This is a genomic window from Kribbella sp. CA-245084 (assembly GCF_050942355.1).
Classification (GTDB): domain Bacteria; phylum Actinomycetota; class Actinomycetes; order Propionibacteriales; family Kribbellaceae; genus Kribbella.
The window spans coordinates 2,442,976-2,461,548 of sequence record NZ_CP192053.1 but is presented as its reverse complement, the minus strand read 5'-3'; the positions used below and the strand labels follow the sequence as shown (position 1 = coordinate 2,461,548).

Below are 18,573 nucleotides of genomic sequence, written 5' to 3'. Positions count from 1 at the left end.
CGCAACTCCGCTCTCAGGGCTTGCGGATGCTGTAGCTCGGTGGCTCCTGCCCGGCCAGGTGCCGGACGAAGTAGTCCCACCGACGCCTGATCACGTACGGCTCCGAACCGCAGGCGTGCGACCGGTTCGGCAGGATCAGCAGGTCGAAGTCCTTGTCGGCGGCGATCAACGCGTCGGCCAGCGACAGCGTCGACGCGACCGGCACGTTCTCGTCGGCCTCACCGTGAATCAACAGCAACTTGCCCTGCAACCTGCCGGCGAGGGTCCGGTTGGCCTGCTCGACGTAGTGACCACCGACAGGCCAGCCCTGGTAGCGCTCGATCCACCACGCCTTGTCGATCCGATGATCATGGTTGCCGGCACCCGACACACAGACCTTGTAGAACTCCGGATGTGCCAGGATCGCGTGCGCCGAGGCGTACCCACCAGCCGAGTGCCCGAAGATCCCGACCCGATCGAGATCGAGATACGGGTAGCGGGACTTGAGCTCCCGCAACGCGCTGATGTGATCCAGCAGGCCGGCATCGCCGAGATTGCGGTACGAGTGGTTACGGAATTCCCTCGACCGGTACGGCATGCCTAGCCCGTCGATCAGCACGACGACGAAACCGAGTTCGGCGATCGCCTGTGCCGCCCAGATCCGCGCCGCTCCGGTCAGCCCGATCGGAGCCTGGTTCATCTGCGGGCCGCCGTAGATCGAATCGATCACCGGATAACTCTTGTCCGGGTCGAAGTTGGTCGGTCGCACCATCACGCCGTAGACCTGGGTACTGCCGTCCCGGGACGGAGCCGAGAAGCGTTCCGGGAACTGCCAACCGGACTCGGTCAGAGCCGACAGGTCCATTTCGGCGATGACGCCGACGCTCTCCCCCGAGGAACGGATCAGCTCCGCCACCGGGGCCTTGTCGACCTTCGACCACACGCTGATGAAGAAGCCACCGTCCGGCGCGAAGCTGACCTCGTGACTACCGTCCTGGGGGGTCAGCAACTCCGGCTCAGCCGACGTACCGTCCAGCCGTACCCTGTACAGCCGACGGAGATACGGATCCTCACCGACATCCTTGCCTACGGCAGTGAAGTAGACGTACCCGTCGCCGACCTGCAGCACATCCGCGACCGCCCACTCCCCCGATGTCAGCTGCTTGAGCAGCGCCCCGGTCGAGGTGCGGTACGTGTACAGATGGCCCCAGCCATCACGCTGTGAGTACCAGAGGGTCAGATCGTCATCCTCGATGATCCGGTGGTTCACCGGACCCGCCGTCGACAGGTTGGAGTCGACCGGCGTGTCCGCCTCCTCGTCAACGACGACTCGGCTTGATCCGTCGACACCGATCTCATACAAGGCCGCACGCCGATTGCCGCGGAACCCCCGCAACAGGTAGAGCGCTGCCCCGTCCTGTCGCCACCACATGTTGGGCGAAATGCTGTCGGGGCCTGGGATCGGACTGCCGTAGTAGTAGAGCTCCAGCGGTGCGATACCGATCGGGGTGCTGTCGCCAGATGCCAGGTCAATGATGAGCAGAGTCGCCGTCGGCAGCGGATCATCGCCCGGCAAGGGATAGAAGTACTCCACCGCCTCCGGTCGAATGCTGCCGGACCGCGGCGTCGAGAGGCTCATGGTGATGGTCCCGGCACCCGCGGTGTCGATCCGATGCGTGAGCAGACGGCTGCCGTCGGGCGACCACAGGACCTTGGTGTCCTTCCACGGCTGTCCCGCGCCAGGCAGTCCGGCGGCGCGCAGCGGTGACGGCAGAACTGCGCCGTAGAACGACCCTTCCTTGCCGCCACTGGTCAGGCGGCGCTCGATGCCTGTCGACACCTCACGGACCCACAAGTCGTGATCACGATTGAATGCGAGCTTGGTGCCGTCCGGCGAACGTACCCCGAATTGGTCTTCCTCACTGAACTGCCGCAACTCGCCGCCGTTCCAGCGCCACCGGGCATCGTCGAGGTCGAACTCGAGATCATCGGCGCCCCGGTAGTCGATCCGCGTCGGCACCAGGCGATCGGGATCAACCTTCTCGTCGATTGCTTCGGCCAGCGCAGCAGCCAGGCATTCATGGTCGAACGCGTCCCGGTGTTCGGTACCAGCCGACGCATCGGCGATGCGGTAGCGCCAGCCCTCCGGCGTACTCAGCTTGAACCGATACCGGGACGATCCCGGGATCCACGCGATTTCGGTGACTTCTCCGGGAATCCGAGTCTCCACCTGCCAAGGCAGAAACGATTCCGCGCGAGCGTAGTCCTCAACACTGTAAATGACTTCCTCCCGGTGCAACTCAGGCGGTATGGGCCCGGGTCGTTGCAGCAGACCCGGGCCATTCCTGGCCACGGTCCCCGTTGGAAATCTGATGCGGCGTGACGTCGATCGCCGTTCCGGCACCTCGCCCGCTCAGAGACCCGAGTGTAATGTGATATTGCACTGGCGGCAAGGGATTTCCAGCACACGCATCCGGAGGCCTTCGGTGGTGGCCGAAGGCCTCCGGGGCGTCAGCCGAGCATCAGGGGCATGCTGAGCGTCTGGCCCGCCCGGACGTGGACCTTGACGGCGTCGCCGTTCGCGAATCCGGCCGCGGACGGAACGAGGGTGTACTTGCCAGCACTGGCCTCGATCACAAATCGACCGTGGGTGTCAGTGGTGGTCGTCCCCGAACCGTACGAGACTGTCGCCGCAGGAACTGCTGCTCCGTGCTGATCGGTCACCACACCTGTCAGCAGACCATTGCCGTCCGCCGGCCGGTACGAGGCCGGGCCGACCGTCGGTGGCGTGGTGATATCGGCTCCGAAGAAGTCGGCGCCGACACCCAACTGGCTGATGCGGGCGTTTCCGGTCGCGTCGAAGCCGGGTGCAATCGTGGACAGGTCGACCGCGGTGCCCGCGGAGATCAGCGGTGAGTCGCTCGATGCCGGCGCCGCGTTCGCGACGTCCGCTGCCGGGTTGCCACCCAGCCGCGGATCCGAGGTGGCGGCATTCAGGTCGACGGCCGGGGCCGCGACCTGGGGACCGTAGTACGCGTTGTTGCTGAATTGGACACCGGGATAGGCCGCCCGGAACTGCGCGCCCGCGACGTCCGCGCGCGCGTTGACGAATACGTTGTTCAGGACGTAGTGCGCGTTCTTCGCAGTCAGGATCGAGCTCGCGGTCCCGGAGGACTCGAAGAAGCCGACGGTGTTGTTCTTCAGCGGACGTCTGGTGTTGTACATCAGGTTGTTGTAGACGACGTTCACGCCGCTGTCACCGTGCGGATTGACGTAGTTGCGATCGACGTCCTGGATGATGTTGTAGCGCACGACCGCGGAACCGAAGCCGAAGCCACACAACAGAACGCCTTCGCCGGAGTCGTGAATGTAGTTGCCCTGCACAAGGATATTCGTCGAGCCCCGGTCCGGGTCGATCCCGTTGGAGTCCGCGGCGTTGACCCGGGGCTCCAGTTCGGCGACCTCGTTGTTCTGGACGACGACGTTGTCCGTGTAGTACATCTCGACGCCAGAGACGCCGGCGCCGTCGATGACGTTGTTCTCCACCGTCGTACGCTGGACGCTGGTCAGATAAAGCGAATCCCAGCCGTACTGCGTGTCGCGGTTGGTGAGGTAGTTACCCGAGATCTCGATGTTCTGGTGCGGGCGCCAGTCCGGGTCCGCCGTGACCGTGCCGTCGTTCGCAGCCTTACCCGCCGCGCGGTCGCCCCAGCCGGGCTGGACGTCCTTGTAGCGATTCGTGCCCATACCGGAGAACTGCTTGAAGATGACGTTGGCGAAGGCAGTGTTGGCGATGTAGTTGTCCTTCACCGAGATGTCGTCGAACTGCGAGACGGTCCGACCGTCGCCCTTGAGGCCTTCGAACAGGATGCCGCCGGTGCGTTTCGAGCGGTCGAGGCCGCTGCTGGTGACCGACCACATGACGCCACTGACGTCGTGGACGAAGACGTTGTGGATGGAGTAGCCCGCGAGTGTGCCGGCGTTCTCGGCCTGCACGTGGATGCCCCGCAGGTCACCGGTCTTCGGGTTCTCCTCCCCCGGCAACTGGCCCTGGTTCTTGCCGGGCTCGAACTTCGACGGGTCGAAGCCGTCGGTCGCGTTGCTGATCTCGAGGTTGGAGATGTCCCAGTGCTGCTGGTTGGTGAGCTGCACTACGTCGTTCACGACACCACGGCCGTCGAGCTCCGGGGCCGGGCCGTCGCCGTAGCTCGACAAGATGATCGGCCGCGCGGCCGATCCGGAACCCTTGGGTGCGAGCAGCGCGGTCGGATCGGCCGCCACCACGTCCGTCGGCACCCCCGCGGTCCACTGGGTGTAGTCGTAGGCCTCCTTGGCGACCTGGTCACCCTCGGCCGACCAGGAGCTGCCGGCCTTGAGCAGAATCCGGTCACCAGGTCCGAACTGTTTCGCGTTCACGTTCGTGAACGTCTTCCAGGCGCTCTCCGGAGACCTGCCGTCGCCGGCATCGTCACCGCCGACAGAGTCCAGGTAGTAGGTCGTCCCACCCCGCCGCGGCGGAGCAGAACCGTCCAGGACCGCAAGCGCGCCACTCTGGACGACGTTCCGGCCTTCGGCCTTCAGGGCGGTCTTGCCGGTGTACCCGGCGAACGAAGGCGCCCATACGGGCGACCCGGCCGGCAGCTCCGCCGACGCGGATCCCGCACCGGCAACCACCATCGTCACACCGAGAGCCGGCACGGCGAGGTGCGCAATCCAACGCCTCAATCTCATCATGTTTCGGGAGTATGCCAACGGTTCCAGAGACGGTCAACGGCAAGAGTGCAGCAAGTACTGGCCGAAAGCGGACGTATTGAGGAACCTGTGCGACAACGGTTCCAGAGTGAGCCCAGGTCAGGCCGGCACGGTGCTGTCCCGGATGATCAAGCGGCTCTGCAGGTGTACGTCGGGTTGGTCGTCGCCGTCGAGGGCCATCGCGAGTGCCGCTCGTCCCGCCTCCATGAAGGGCAGCGAGACCGTGGTCATCGAGGGGGTGATGTCCTGCGAGATCGGGATGTCGTCGACACCGGACACGGCCATGTCCTGAGGGATCCTCAGCCCGGCCTCGGTGAGCTCGTGGACGGCTCCGATCGCGAGCACATCGTTGCCTGCCAGGATCATGTCCGGCCGCTCGGCGCGCTCGAGCAACCGCCGGGTCGCGCCCCTGCCGCCCGCCCTGCTGATCTCGGTGCTCTCGACGGCGATCGCGTCGCGGTCGTACCCCGCCGCGGTCAGAGCTTCGAGAAACCCTTGGGTGCGGCTCTCCATGGCCGGGTGACCGGTCGAGGTCAGGATCGCCGGCCGGCGGCGCCCGAGCGACGCCATATGCCGTCCGACCAGGTGGCCGATCTCGACGTCGTCGAACCGTACCGCCGGGAAGTCGTAGTCGTGCTCGCCGATGAAGACCACGTTCGCGCCTTCGAAGCGGGCGGCCTGCAGTTCAGCGAGAATCAGTTCCCGGTCGGTGCCGACAAAGCTGGCGCTCGTCACCACCAGCGCGAGCGGGCGCAACCCACGCAGGATCCGCAGCGCCGCGAGATGGGTCTCCGAGTCCGGTCCGACCGCGGTGATGCTGACGGCGACATCTCGCTCACGGCCGCCTTCTTCCATGCCTGCGGCCATCGCGGCGATGGAGGCGGTGCGGGGATCCCCACCGAGCAGTACGACGCCGGACCGCCGACCGCGCAATGCGCGCGCTGCGTGGTTGCTGACGTAGCCGAGGGCGTCTGCCACCGCCAGGACACGCACGGAGAGTTCGTCGCTGACCGCGCGGCCGCCGCCGTTGAGCACCCTGGAGGCAGTCGAGGGCGACACACCCGCAACCTTCGCGACGTCCCGAAGGGTTGCGGTTCCTGCCGGCCGGTCGGCTGCCACCGAATCAACTCCGATCCTTACGCCAGGCCTGTCCTGGCAACTGTTTCCTGGCCATAGCATCGCCCAGGGACGCGATGGGACAATCATGACGTGACAAGAGACAACGGCGACGGAGCAACGACGCGGACCCCTGCGCAGACTGCCGTCGTCACCTTGCGGGACGTCGCCAAGGCCGCGGGTGTCGGCCTGGGGACGGCATCGCGAGCGATGGATCCGACGTCCCGCTACGTGACCGACGACGCGCGCAGCCGAGTGCACGCCGCCGCCACGCGGCTGGGCTACCGCCCGAACTCGTCGGCGCGCGCGACCACCACCGGCGCGACGCCCACAATCGCCATGGTGGTCTCCGACATCCGCGACCCCTACAACGCCCAACTGGTGCACGGAGCGATCAGCGCGGCGCGGGACCGCGGCCTGATGGTGACCATCACCGGGACGGAGCACGCCGCCGACGACGAGGTCCGGGTGATCCGGATGCTACGCAGCCAGCGGCCGCTGGCCCTCGCGCTGGCCGGCGCCCGCGGCGGTACGAACTCCTCGCACGCGGCGCTCCTGCGCGAGCTCGAGCGGTACGAGCGCGACGGCGGGCGCATCGTCGTCGCCGGCGAGGACGAGCTGCCGTTCGACACTGCGATCGTGCCCCGGCGCGAGGGCGCCCGGGCCCTGATCGCGACCCTCGCCGAGCTCGGCTATCGCTCGGTCGCGCTGATCCGGCCGGACGGCGACTCGTCCGGAGTTCGTTCCTGGGAGACCGGAATTGCCGAGGGGGCACGCCGAACGGGCGTCCAGGTCGACCATGTCACCCACCTCCGCGACATCCCGATGTCGCGCGAGGGTGGGTACGCCGCCGCGACCGAGCTGCTATCCGCCGGCCGCACCGGCGTCGACGCCCTGGTCGCAGCAACCGACACGATGGCACTCGGTGCGATGGCCGCGATGCGGGCGATCGGTATCGCGCCGGGCACCGACATCGGCGTCGCAGGCTTTGACGACGTGGTCGACGCCGACGACGTGACGCCCGGGCTGACGAGCGTCAACCTTGCCCTGGAAGCCGTCGGAGCCGCCGTCGTCGAGATGGCGACGTCGACGCCGTCGGAGACCCGCCGGGCCAAGCAGTTCGAGGCGCGCATCACCGTCCGCGCCAGCACACCGCCGCGGAGTTGAGCGCGGGTACGGCGCAGGCGGCCGGGCCCGCGCCGTACCACTGCACGCTACTTGGCGGCGTTGATCCCGGACTTGAGTTCGGAGATCATTCCGTCCGCTGCTTGCTGAGGCGTCTTCTTGCCGAACAACACGTCCTGCAGGTAGCGCAGGATCAAGGTGTCGAAGTCGCTGGCCCCGTTGGGAACGATCTCCGGCGCCGGGCCCAGCGTCGGCTTCATGGCGTCGGTGTAGTCGACGACCAGCTTGTCGTTCGGGGTCAGGCTGCCGGTGATCGCCTTAACGATCGTGGGGTTGGCAGGCAGGCCGCGTTCGGTACCGAGGATCGCGCCGGCGTCCGGGTCGTTGACCATGAAGTCGATGAACAGAGCGGCCTCGGCCTGATGCTTGCTCTTCGCGGACACCGACCAGTACATGCCCGGCTTCAGGTAGAAGTACTTGCCGGCGTTCGCATCGGCGGTCGGAAGCTTGGCGACCACCAGCTTCGCGTTTCCGGCCGCCTTCGCGTACGCCGTCAGCTGCGACACCTGGGTGAAGATCATCGCCGACTTGCCGGTGGCGAAGTCGGACTGCTCAAGGCTGGCCGAGGCCTGCTCGGCGAACTGCGAAGCCTGCTGGGACGCGCCGTCCTTGGACCAGTCGAGGGCCCGCTGGAAGTAGCCGGCCACCGTCTCGGGCTTGACCACGAGCTGGCCGTCCTTGAAGACCTGGTCGCCGGCCTGCCGTGCGGCCAGCTCCAGCGAGTATTCGTTGCCCCACGGCGTCGTGCCGTACACCTTGCCGCCGGACTTCTCGGTGACAGAGCGGGCGAACGCGTCGAACTGGTCCCAGGTCCAGGTGTTCGTGTCCGGCAGCTTGATGCCGAGGGCATCGAGTTTGTCCTGGTTGACGAGCAGTCCGAACGACGTGGTAGAGATCGGCATCGCGTACAGACCGTCCTTGGTACGCCCCATGCCGAGTACGGACGGGTCGAGTGCGGAGGTCTTGAGCTGATCGAGCTTGGACAGGTCCGACAGCGCACCCCGGTTGGCGTACGACGCAAGGTAGAGCTGATCCATCTGGATCACGTCGGGCGAGTTGCCGCCGGCGGTCGCGGTGGCGAGCTTGTCCCAGTATCCGTTCCAGTCCGAGAACTCACCGGTCACATGGATGGTCGGGTGCTTCTTCTCGAAGGCCGCGATCGCCTTCTGAGTCAGCCCGGTCCGGGCGTCGCCGCCCCACCAGTTGACTCGCAACGTCACGTCGCCCTTGCTCAGTTCGGCCGGTTTGCCCGACCCGGCGTCACTGCCGACGCCACAGGCGGCCAGGCCCAAGCTGACCAGAGCGATCGTGACCGCGCCGGCGGCAGCGCGTCGAGCCGAAGACATTCTCAAACGCATGGCTGTTGTCCTGCTTTCTGGATGGAGATGGGCCGGCTACTTGCCGCCGGTGGTCGCGATGCCCCGGATCAGGTACTTCTGACCGAAGGTGAACGCGAGGAACAGAGGGACAACCGACACGACGCTCATGGCGAACATCGATCCGTACGACGACTGCGACTGTGCGTCGACGAACGACCGCAGCGCGACGGGCACCGTGTAGAGGTTCGGATCGGTCAGGTAGATCAACTGGCTGAAGAAGTCGTTCCAGGTCCAGATGAACGTGAAGATTGCCGTCGTCGCCAGCGCCGGGGTCATCAGCGGCAGCAGGATCTGGAAGAAGATCCGCCCGTGTCCCGCACCGTCGATCCGGGCGGCCTCGTCCAGCTCGCGCGGCAACCCGCGGATGAACTGGACCATCAGGAACACGAAGAAGCCGTCGGTGGCCAAAAACTTCGGGACGATCAACGGCCAGAACGTGTTGATCAGGTGTGCCTGGGCCCAGATCACGTACTGCGGCACGATCACGACGTGGATCGGGATCATGATCATCAGCAGCATCAACGCGAACGCGGGCTTCTGGAACCGGAACCGCAGTCGCGCGAAGGCGTACGCCGCCATCGAACAGGTCACCAGATTGCCGATGATCGCGCCGATGACCACGATCGCCGAGTTCAGCAGGTACGTGCTGAACGGCCGGGTGAGGGCTGTCCAGCCGCGGGTGTAGTTCGACGTGTCGAAAGTGTTCAGCGCCAGCGACGGGTTGGAGAAGATGTGCCCGTCAGGCCGCAGGGAGCTGACGATCATCCACAGCACCGGATACAGCGCGACCACGACGATCGCGATCATCAGGACGTGCCGCGCGCCGCGGCCCAGGCGGAGCCAGATCTCAGTCGTCATAGTGCACCCAGTACTTGGAGGCCCAGAAGTTGATCGCGGTGAAGGCTCCGACGATCACGACCAGCAGCCAGGCCAGAGCGGACGCGTACCCCATCCGGAACGAGCCGAAGCCCTCCTGGTAGAGGTACAGCGTGTAGAACAACGTCGAGTCGCTCGGACCGCCGGTGCCACCGGAGACCACGAAGGCCTGCGTGAACGCCTGGAACGAATTGATGATCGCCAGCACCAGGTTGAAGAAGATGATCGGCGTCAGCAGCGGCAGCGTGATCGAGGTGAACCGTCGCCAGGTGCCCGCGCCGTCGGTGGCCGCGGCCTCGTAGAACTCTCTCGGGATCTGCCGTAGGCCGGCCAGGAAGATCACCATCGGCGACCCGAACGTCCAGATGTGCAGCACGATGATCGTCCACAGGGACGTACTCGGATCGGCGATCCAGCTGGTGCGTGAGTCTGCACCGAAGAATCCGAGGACGCTGTTGAAAAGCCCTTCGCCGCCGAAGATCAAGCGCCACAGGACGGCGATCGCGACGCTCGATCCCAGCAGTGACGGGAGGTAGAACGCCGAGCGGTAGAACGAGAGGCCCCGCATGCCGCCGTCCAGGAGGATCGCCAGGGCGAGCGCGGCGATCAGCTGACCCGGCACACCGACGAGCACGTAGATGAACGTGACCCTCAGCGAGTGGTGCAGCCGTTCGTCGGAGAACATCCGGACGAAGTTGTCCAGCCCGACGAACTTCGGGTCCTGCAGCAGGTTGTAGTTCGTGAACGCGAGGTAGAGCGAGGCGACCAGCGGACCGATCGTCAGCGTGACCACCCCGACGAGCCAGGGGCCGAGGAAGAGCAGGGCCGCCTTGTTGTCCGGTGTCTCGCCACGCACCCGCGGGCTACCGCGGCGCCTGGTCAGCTGTTGCAGCTCGGCAACGCTCATGCCACTCCTCGTCTCGTCGAACTCCGGCAATAATGACAACGGTTCCAGAGTTCGTCAATATCGCCTATCATCACTGTCCAGTCAGCGAGAACCCCAGAAACCATCGGCATTGAGGCGCTACAAACCGGTTCAGCACGGCGGTTGGCGCATCTCCGTGCGTAACGGTTCCATTCATCTCTTGAACCCATCGGAGTCGCCATGAGCAGCAGTTGTCTCGCGGAAGGCCGCGACGGCGGCGTCGTGGTCGCGGAGCACGGGCGCGCGATGACCGTGGCGCTCGCGGACGCCGAGGACCACGCCGTACGCCGGGCAGCGGAGGACCTGCGCCGCGACCTCGAGAAGGTCTGCGGAGCTCGCCCGGCGATCTCGCCCTCGACCGCCGGAGCGACGCTGGTGATCGGCACCATCGGAGTGTCGCCGTCGATCGACGAGGCGATCGCCGGCGGCGACCTGGACGTCACGGCCCTCATGACAGCTGAGGGCGGCCTGCACTGGGAGGGCTTCGTGATCCAAGCAGGTGGGGACGTGCTCTATGTCGCCGGGGCCGACCGGCGAGGCACGATCTTCGGCATCTACGACCTGTGCGAGGCGATCGGGGTCTCACCGTGGTACTGGTGGGCCGACGTCCCGATCCGCCGGCGCGAGCACGTCACCGTGGCGCACGGGACCTCGAAGGCGGACTGGCCGTCGGTTCGCTACCGGGGCATCTTCCTGAACGACGAGGAGGAACTCGAGGCCTGGGCCCGGGCACACACGGCCGACGACACCGTCGGACCGGAGACCTATCGGCGGGTCTTCGAACTCGTCCTGCGACTCAAGGCGAACTACGTCTGGCCCGCGATGCACGTCGGCGCGTTCAACCACGATCCCGCCAACGGCCGGCTCGCGCAGGCGATGGGCATCGTGATCGGCAGCAGCCATTGCGACATGCTGCTGCGCTCGAACGAGCACGAGTTCGACCCGTGGGTCTCCGAACAGGACGAACCGGTCGCGTACGACTACTCGCTGCCGGGCCGCAACAGGGACAGGCTGCTCGACTACTGGCGTGGCAGCGCCGAACAGAACCGCGATTTCGAAGTCACCTGGACCGTAGGCATGCGCGGTATCCATGACTACGGGTTCTCGACCGCCGCGATCGACGCCGACGACACCCTGACCGCGTCGGACAAGGACAGGGCGAGAGTCGGTCTTCTCGAGCAGGTCATCGCCGATCAGCGCGCCTTGCTCGCGGACCAGCTCGGCGCCCGCGCGGACGAAGTACCTCAGATCTTCATTCCGTACAAGGAGGTCCTGCCGCTGTACGACGCGGGGCTCCGGGTGCCCGAGGACGTGACGCTCGTGTGGGCCAACGACAACTTCGGGTACATCCGGCGCTTCCCCTCCACGGCGGAGCGCGACCGGGCCGGCGGGCACGGCCTGTACTACCACTCCTCGTATTGGTCGCAGCCGCCGCGCAGCTACCTCGCGACGTCCTCGACTCCTCTCGCTCTGATGCGCCACGAGTTGACCAAGGCGTGGGACCGGGGCATCCGCCGGCTATGGATCGACAACGTGGGTGGACTCAAGCCGCTGGAACTCGAGACGGAGTTCTTCCTGCGAACCGCCTGGGAGGCCGGCAAGGAGACCTCGACCGCCGATGTCGTGGGCTTCGTCCAGGAGTGGGCGGACAGAACGTTCTCCGGCGGCCACGGCGCGCAGATCGCCCACCTGTACGCCGAGTACTACCAGCTGGCCAACCAGCGGAAGATCGAGCACCTGAGCGCGAACACGTTCACGCAGACCGGGTACGGCGACGAGACCGGCCGCCGCCTGCAGGCGCTGCATCGCCTGTACGCGCAGACCAACGAGATCCACGACGGACTCCCCGCCGACGAGCGGGACGCCTTCTTCCAGCTCGTCGGCCTCAAGATCCACTTCGCCTACCTGACCAGCGCACACTTCGCGTACGCCGACCGCAGCACGCTCGCCTTCGCACAGGGGAAGGCCGCCGCTGCCGACCGCTACCTGGAGCTGTCGCGCCTGTTCGACCGGCACAAGCGGGCGGCGATGCACTTCTACAACCACACGATGTCCGGCGGCAAGTGGGCGCACATGTTCACGCCGGACCAGTTTCCGCCGCCGGCGATGGCCCTCTATCCCGCGGCGAAGCCTGCCCTGTCGATCGGACCGGCCCGCCTCGGAGTCGTTGCCTGGGGCGACGATGTGCCGACGGACAACCCGAGACTCACGTTCTGGCCGGATGGCATCGCAACCAAATGGCTGGAGGTCTTCACCACCGGCGTCGGCGGGCTGAAGTACGAGGCCCGGTCCGACGACTGGATCGAGGTCTCCCCCGTCTCGGGCGTGATCGACACCGAAGCCCGGCTCGCGGTCACGGTGAACGATGCGGCCCGGCGTAGCGGCTGGTCCGGAACCGTGGTGATCCGCGACCTCGGCGACGACTCGGAGGTCACCATCGCTGTGACCGTCCCGTCGGTGATCGCCCCCGCGCACGGGTTCACCGGCTCCGTCGAGGCCGACGAGTACGTCTCGATCGATCCGTCACTGCCCGACCGCCGGATCGACGGCGTCCCATCGTCATGGACAACCGTGCCCCACCTCGGGCGGTACGCGAACAGCGTCGCCCTCGCGGGCCACGATCCGGCGGCGGTTCTGGAGTACGACGTACATCTGGTCACCGCCGGCGCACATCTGCTCGAGTTGCACCGGCTGCCCACCCTCGACTCCACCGGCCTGATCCGGGTGGCCGTCAGCGTCGACGACTCGGCGCCCGTCGTGATCGAGTCGCCGACCACGGACGAGTTCCGCGGCGCGTGGACCACCGCCGTGCTGGACAACGTCGAACTCCTCCAGGCCTGGCTGCCGTATCTCGAGGCAGGCCCGCACACTCTCCGGCTCCACGGCGTCGATCCCGGTGTTGCTCTCTCCAAGCTGGTTATCTACACCGGCCCGCGGCGTCCTTCCAGCCTCGGCCCGCAGTTCAGCCGCCATACGGGCCGTCCGGAGCAGCCGTTTGCCGACCCTGCACCCGATGCGGTCGACGAGAGTGAGCTGGACCGGGTTGCACGAGTTGTCTACCGCACCGACCCCACCGCGCTCCCCCTGCCGCCGGTTGTGTACGCCGGACCCGGGTTCTGGGACAGCGACACGACTTTCAAGCCGAATCACTCCGTTCCCCAGCAGGCGCTCGCCGCGTCGCGCGCGTGGACTCACGAGGACGGAACCAAGGACGTGCTGACGGATCTCGGCGCCGGCATCGCTGCCGAGAAGGACGGCGTCCTCGCACTCGAGGCGGAGTACGCACTGGCCGACCACACCGGGGCATGGTCGACGCCCAGCCTGGACGCCGGACGGGCTACTTGGACACACACGCAGGCCGAAACAGGTGGTGGTTCCGGGTTGGCGATGCACGTTGCCGAGCGAGGCCTGCGGTGGGACGACCCGGTTCGGGCTCCCGGTCTGCACTACACCGTCGACGTCTCGCGCCGCGGTTCGTACCACGTATGGCTGTTGGTCAAGTTCGAGGATCGCGACGACGACTCTTGCTGGATCGCCGTCGACGGAGCGCCGCAGTCACTCGATGCGCAGTACTCAGGCGGGAACCTGTACAGCTTCGGCACGCAGCAGATCTGGCTGTGGACCCTGGTATCCGACATCGAGCTGCATCCCGGCCGCCACGTGCTGTCGATCCTTGCCCGCAAATCCGGTCTTCGCATCGACCGGATCTACCTGACCACGGGCGACGAGCTCCCGCCCGCGGACGCGAACTGGCAGCCGAGCCCCCGTCGTACCACCGAGGTCCCGCGATGAAGATGGGCTTCCGCTGGTACGGAGACGACAACGACCAGGTGCTGCTGAACGACATCCGGCAGATCCCCGGCGTCGAGACCGTCGTATGGTCGCTGCACCACAAGCAAGCCGGAGACGAGTGGACGCAGAAGGAGATCGACGCCGAGGTCAGAAGAATCACCGCGATCGCTCCTGAGGACGCCGCGCGCGGCATCACCAGGAGGCTCGACGCCGAGGTGGTCGAGTCCGTCAACGTGCACGAATCGATCAAGCTGGGCCGCGACATCCTCGCTCACCACCTCGGGTGTGTGCCGCCATCAGCCGGTGCCCGATTCGCACCAGCTCGGCGCGTACGGAGGCCGGTTCGCGCACTTGCACGCCCGCTCGACGGCTTCGGTGGTGGCGTCGGCGTTTGTGGTCCAGGAAACGCGAAACGTACGCAGACCCGCGTCTGCGCCGGCAACGAGGTACCAAATAGCGCTCTTGGAAACCAGTCCGTACGGATGGACGCGGAGCGTCAGACCGATCTAGGTCGGGTCAGGAAGGGGCCTCAGGTCAGGGTTATTGGGAGGGTCACCGCCTGGGTGGGGGCGTTGGGGTAGGTGATCGTGATGGTGATGGTGACCTGGCCCGGGTTGCGCTTGGCGGTTTTCCACGGGAGCAGGAAGGTGTTGTCGATCGGGTTGTAGGCGGGGATGGTTGACGGCAGGGACTGGGCGCCGGCGGCCGATACCTTGACCCTTCCGTTGACCAGCAGGAGGAGCGCGGTGAGGTCGGGGATCGGGTGCCCGGCCGCGTCGACGAGCTGGAACCTGATCGGGACCAGGGTGCCGGCCTTCACGCTGCTGCCTGGGGTCGGGGACAGCACGCGTACGCCGTACCGCACGAGCTGGCTCAGTGAGCCGCTGCTTGGCTGGTACGACGCTGTGCCGGAGAAGCTCGCGCTGACCGCGTGTGCTCCGACCCCCAGCGTGCTGACCGCGGCGCTGGTCGCGACCCCGTTCACCACCGGCACTGGGGATCCGAGCGCCGCACCGTCCACCTTGAACGAGACGGTGCCACCGGTCGGTGCCCCGGAAACCGTTGCGGTGAAGGTGATCGGGGCGCCGATCGTGGCCGGGTTCGCCGATGATGTGACGGTCGTGGTGGTCACGGCAGGAGCCACGGTGATCGTGGCGACCAGGTCCGCGGAACCGGCCGCGTTGCTTGCTCGCACGGTGAACACGAACGTGCCGGCCTGCGTCGGCGTACCGCTCAGCTGGCCGTTCGAGGCCAGGTTCAGGCCGGGCGGCAGCGACCCGGCCGCCAGGCTCACGGTCCCGGTGGCCGTGAACGCGAACTGGTACGGCGAGCCGACCGTGCCCGCTGGTGGGGTGCCGGTGATCGTCGGTGGTACGTCGACATTGAGTCCGACCAGAACCGGGTCGTGATCGCTGGTGCGGAAGCGATCCGGGGCGTACAGCGACTGGACCTGGCCCGGCGTCTTGAAGTCCGTGTTGTAGTCGAGCACCGACGGCTCGTCCGAGTTGTGGTGCGCGTCACCGGCACCTGTCAACTGGCCAGCCAGCGATGCGGACGCGAGTACGTAGTCGAGGTAGCCCCACTGGCCGTCGAACACGTAGGAGTACGCGTCCTGGCCGTGGAATGCTTTGACCTCGTTGACGTATCCGGCCGCCTCGAGCGCTGCGATCGGGTCTTCACCGGCGTACGAGTTGAGGTCGCCGACGATCAGTACGTCGGGGTCGCCCGCGCCGGGCAGGACCGTGCTGCCGATCCAGGACGCCAGCTCCTCGGCCTGCTGTGTGCGGTGCGCGTTCCAGCAGCTCTGCCCGTCACCCTGGTCGGTGTCCGGACCCGAGGCGGGGCAGGAGCCCTTGGATTTGAAGTGGTTGGCGATGACCGTGAACTTGGCGCCGGCCATGGTCTGGAAGGTCTGCGCGATCGGACGCCGCTCGTACAGCGGGCTCTGGTCGACGAACGTGGCGCCTGCGACCGGCTGCACCATGGCCGTTTTGTACAGCAGCCCGGCCTTGATCGCGTCGGTGCCCGCCACATCGGTGACTCCGGTCGCCGCATCGGGGTTGATGAACGCCCACGTACCCGGGCCGTCCGCGGCGTTCAGCGCGTCCACCAGCACCTGCACAGCACTCTGTGCGCCGTAGCCGTCGTTCTCCATCTCCATGTAGCCCACGACGTCCGCGCCGAGGAAGCGCAGCGAGGCGACCTCCTTCGCCAACTGGCGCTGGTACTCCGTGTTGTCGGTGGCGCCCCGGCAGTCGGTCACACCACCTAGCGTGCCGAGGTGGCAGTCGGTGAACGTGTTGAAGAAGTTCAGCAGGTTCGCGCTCGCCACCCGGATGCCGCCGGACCCGACCGCGGGCGGCGCGGTCGGTCGCTGGTTCACCGCGTCGAACACCGCTGCGCCGGAAAGGGATCCGACCGGGCGCAGCCGGTAGGCGTTGCCACTGGCCGAGTTGCCGGCCCAGGTGTAGGTGAGCACGCCGACCGGGTCGGTGACGGTGTCCCCGCCGCGGAGCGTGTTGCTCGCCGACAACGGCTGGCCGCCCCGCCCGAAGACGATGGGATCGGGGTTCTGTGCCTGGGTGGCGTCGTCGATGATCAGCTGGTTCAGGTTGTTCGCGTTCTGAAGGGCTTGCACGGCCGCCTGGTCGGTGGCCCGGATGTCTGCGGTCGGCTGACGCAGCCGCCCGCCGGAGGACACCACGACCTGACCGAACCGGCCGAGCTGGAAGTGCTCGGTGACGGTCAGCGTCTGGTGGAAGCGCACGAGCATGCCTTCGTACGGCTCGAGATCGGTGGCGCTGGCCCGCGGCAGCGTCACGTCGGTCGGCGCCACGGTGCTGGTCCCGCACACGGCGACGTTGGCCGTCGCCGCGGTGACCTGCGTCTGGCCTTGGAACTCCGACACCGGACCGGTCGCCTCCACGGTGTCCCCGAGCGACACCAGGTCGGCGCCGTTGTCGAAGACGAAGATCCCGTCCGAGGTCGCTGCGTTGCTGTCACCGCTGTCCTGCAGGTAGAAACCGCGCAGCGCGGGCTGGGCACCCTCGTAGTCGCCGACCACGGTGCCGCGAATCGTCACGGTCTGCCCGGCGACCGGACTGATGTCGGTGGTGCCCTCCACCGACCCGATGCTCACCGCGGGACCCGAGCACGGCGTACCCACGGTGACCGTCGCGGTTCTGCTGTCGGCCTGCCCGCCCGGGCCGCTGACCCGCACCCAGTACGGCGTGGTCGCGGTCAGCGCGGGTGTGGTGAACGAGGGGTCCGTGCCGACCGGGTTGGCGGTGTCGGGCGCAGTGCCCTGGAACCATTGGTAGGTAAGGGGTCCCGTGCCGGACGCGGCGACAGTCAGGGTCGCCGTACCGCCGGAGGTGATCGTCGCGTCTTGCGGCTGCGTGGTGATCGCGGGTGCCGTCGTACCCCCGCCACCGGCCGGCGCGAACGCCACCCCACGCAGCGCAGTGTTCGCGGCCGCTGTGGCCAGCGTCGTCGCGGTGGCACTGATCGGCGCGTCGAACGCCGCCGTGTCGTCAACCTTGACCAGTGCATTACTCGCGGTGCTGGCGAACAGGGTCACGCCGCTCGGACTCACCGAACCGGTGAGACCCCGCACCCCACTCCCGGCCGGCCGGAACGTGCCGCGCGCGGTCCAAGCACTGCCGTCGAAGGCGAATTTGAGGATTCCACCGTTCGGGGCGGCCGAATCGTCGGCCACGTACAAGGTGTCAGCTCCGGGCACCGACGGGTCGCGGTCCAGCGCGACGAACCCGTACGGGCTCGGTGCCGCCGCGGTGAGGGCCGGCGTCTGCCCGCCGGTCGTCGGCAGCCCGCTGCCTACCGCATAGACGCCGGTGGGGGCGCTGCCTGTCGACACCGACAGGTTCCCGTTGACCATCCCGGCCACCCGCAGGTTGGTCGGCGCGGCGCTGTTGATCTGTGTCGTGGCGCCCGAACCGCCGAGCGCAGCCAGCCGCACTCCTCCGCTCGCCCCGACCGTCCAGAACTGACTGCCGTCAGCACTCACCGCGCCGCGCACATTGGCGCCGCTGAACGCATCGGTGATCGTGGTCGAGGTGTCCACCGCACCACTGCCGTCCACCCTGCCGACGACCCGTCCGACCGTGCTCGTCGTCGTCGACGCAACACCAGCCGTCCCCGGGTCGGCGTCATAGCCAGCCAACGTGAGGAACCGCCCGTCAGCCGACAGCGCGAGCGCACCCTCCGACGTCGCCGATCCGCTCATGGTGAGTCGCCGGTTCGCGCCGGCGGACCCCGTCGGCAACGGGATCGTTTGCACCAGCGTGCCCGCCGAGGTGTACTCGTCGAGGAACACCGGAGCAGCCGCGCCGGACAGCGCACCGCTACCGTCCCCCACCCGAGCCACCACGATGTTGCCCGTGGCGAACCCCGCAGCCTGGGCGGCCGGTTGCACCACCAGACCTGCGATGACCAAAGAACCGACAACCGCACCGGCCAGCAGCCGACGTACGTTCAGGCGCACAGCGATCTCCCCCCGCCCCCCAGCGATGACGGCAGGATGCTACATTCCCGACCCGCCCGAAGGAA

The 18,573-nt window shown here is 67.2% G+C and carries 10 protein-coding genes; 3 read left to right on the top strand and 7 right to left on the bottom strand.

Annotated elements, in window-relative coordinates:
- Window positions 1-13: 13 nt before the first annotated feature.
- The 3 genes from ACQPYH_RS11930 to ACQPYH_RS11920 form a co-directional block, all read right to left on the bottom strand.
- Entirely contained in the window at window positions 14-2,209 is a 2,196-nt protein-coding gene (locus tag ACQPYH_RS11930) for a DPP IV N-terminal domain-containing protein (protein ID WP_432890057.1), read from the bottom strand.
- A gap of 281 nt (window positions 2,210-2,490) precedes the next feature.
- A complete protein-coding gene (locus ACQPYH_RS11925; protein ID WP_432890055.1) occupies window positions 2,491-4,704 on the bottom strand; it encodes a carboxypeptidase regulatory-like domain-containing protein in 2,214 nt (737 codons plus the stop codon).
- A 126-nt stretch (window positions 4,705-4,830) separates the two neighbouring features.
- On the bottom strand, window positions 4,831-5,790 hold the full coding sequence (locus ACQPYH_RS11920; RefSeq protein WP_432890053.1) for a LacI family DNA-binding transcriptional regulator: 960 nt from the start codon (window positions 5,788-5,790) through the stop codon (window positions 4,831-4,833).
- 150 nt (window positions 5,791-5,940) lie between these two features.
- On the opposite strand from ACQPYH_RS11920, the gene ACQPYH_RS11915 reads away from it, so the two are divergent.
- A complete protein-coding gene (locus ACQPYH_RS11915) occupies window positions 5,941-7,014 on the top strand; it encodes a LacI family DNA-binding transcriptional regulator (protein WP_432890051.1) in 1,074 nt (357 codons plus the stop codon).
- Between the two features lie 47 nt (window positions 7,015-7,061).
- Here ACQPYH_RS11915 and ACQPYH_RS11910 read toward each other — a convergent pair whose 3' ends face one another.
- From ACQPYH_RS11910 to ACQPYH_RS11900, 3 genes are read right to left on the bottom strand one after another with little or no spacing between them, the layout of a single operon-like run.
- Entirely contained in the window at window positions 7,062-8,378 is a 1,317-nt protein-coding gene (locus ACQPYH_RS11910; RefSeq protein ID WP_432890049.1) for an ABC transporter substrate-binding protein, read from the bottom strand.
- Window positions 8,379-8,426: 48 nt separating this feature from the next.
- Window positions 8,427-9,269: a carbohydrate ABC transporter permease gene (locus ACQPYH_RS11905; RefSeq protein WP_432890047.1), complete on the bottom strand. Its 843-nt coding sequence runs from the start codon at window positions 9,267-9,269 to the stop codon at window positions 8,427-8,429.
- Window positions 9,259-10,194: a carbohydrate ABC transporter permease gene (locus ACQPYH_RS11900; RefSeq protein ID WP_432890045.1), complete on the bottom strand. Its 936-nt coding sequence runs from the start codon at window positions 10,192-10,194 to the stop codon at window positions 9,259-9,261. Before ACQPYH_RS11900 ends, ACQPYH_RS11905 begins: the two co-directional genes overlap by 11 nt.
- A 198-nt stretch (window positions 10,195-10,392) precedes the next feature.
- Between ACQPYH_RS11900 and ACQPYH_RS11895 the strand changes: the two genes are divergently transcribed.
- Window positions 10,393-14,004 (top strand): glycosyl hydrolase 115 family protein, encoded by a 3,612-nt coding sequence (locus ACQPYH_RS11895; protein WP_432890043.1) that lies wholly within the window; start codon window positions 10,393-10,395, stop codon window positions 14,002-14,004.
- On the top strand, window positions 14,001-14,585 hold the full coding sequence (locus ACQPYH_RS11890) for a mannonate dehydratase (RefSeq protein ID WP_432890041.1): 585 nt from the start codon (window positions 14,001-14,003) through the stop codon (window positions 14,583-14,585). Before ACQPYH_RS11895 ends, ACQPYH_RS11890 begins: the two co-directional genes overlap by 4 nt.
- Here the strand turns inward: ACQPYH_RS11890 and ACQPYH_RS11885 are convergent.
- Window positions 14,534-18,508 (bottom strand): ExeM/NucH family extracellular endonuclease, encoded by a 3,975-nt coding sequence (locus ACQPYH_RS11885; RefSeq protein WP_432890039.1) that lies wholly within the window; start codon window positions 18,506-18,508, stop codon window positions 14,534-14,536. The genes ACQPYH_RS11890 and ACQPYH_RS11885 overlap by 52 nt on opposite strands.
- Between the last annotated feature and the right edge of the window lie 65 nt (window positions 18,509-18,573).

What these genes read in the sequence shown, in the direction of transcription:
- ACQPYH_RS11895 (WP_432890043.1), top strand. Translation starts at nt 10,393, where the DNA reads ATGAGCAGCAGTTGTCTCGCGGAAGGCCGCGACGGCGGCGTCGTGGTC.
- ACQPYH_RS11910 (WP_432890049.1), bottom strand. Translation starts at nt 8,378, where the DNA reads ATGTCTTCGGCTCGACGCGCTGCCGCCGGCGCGGTCACGATCGCTCTG.
- ACQPYH_RS11900 (WP_432890045.1), bottom strand. Translation starts at nt 10,194, where the DNA reads ATGAGCGTTGCCGAGCTGCAACAGCTGACCAGGCGCCGCGGTAGCCCG.
- ACQPYH_RS11890 (WP_432890041.1), top strand. Translation starts at nt 14,001, where the DNA reads ATGAAGATGGGCTTCCGCTGGTACGGAGACGACAACGACCAGGTGCTG.
- ACQPYH_RS11905 (WP_432890047.1), bottom strand. Translation starts at nt 9,269, where the DNA reads ATGACGACTGAGATCTGGCTCCGCCTGGGCCGCGGCGCGCGGCACGTC.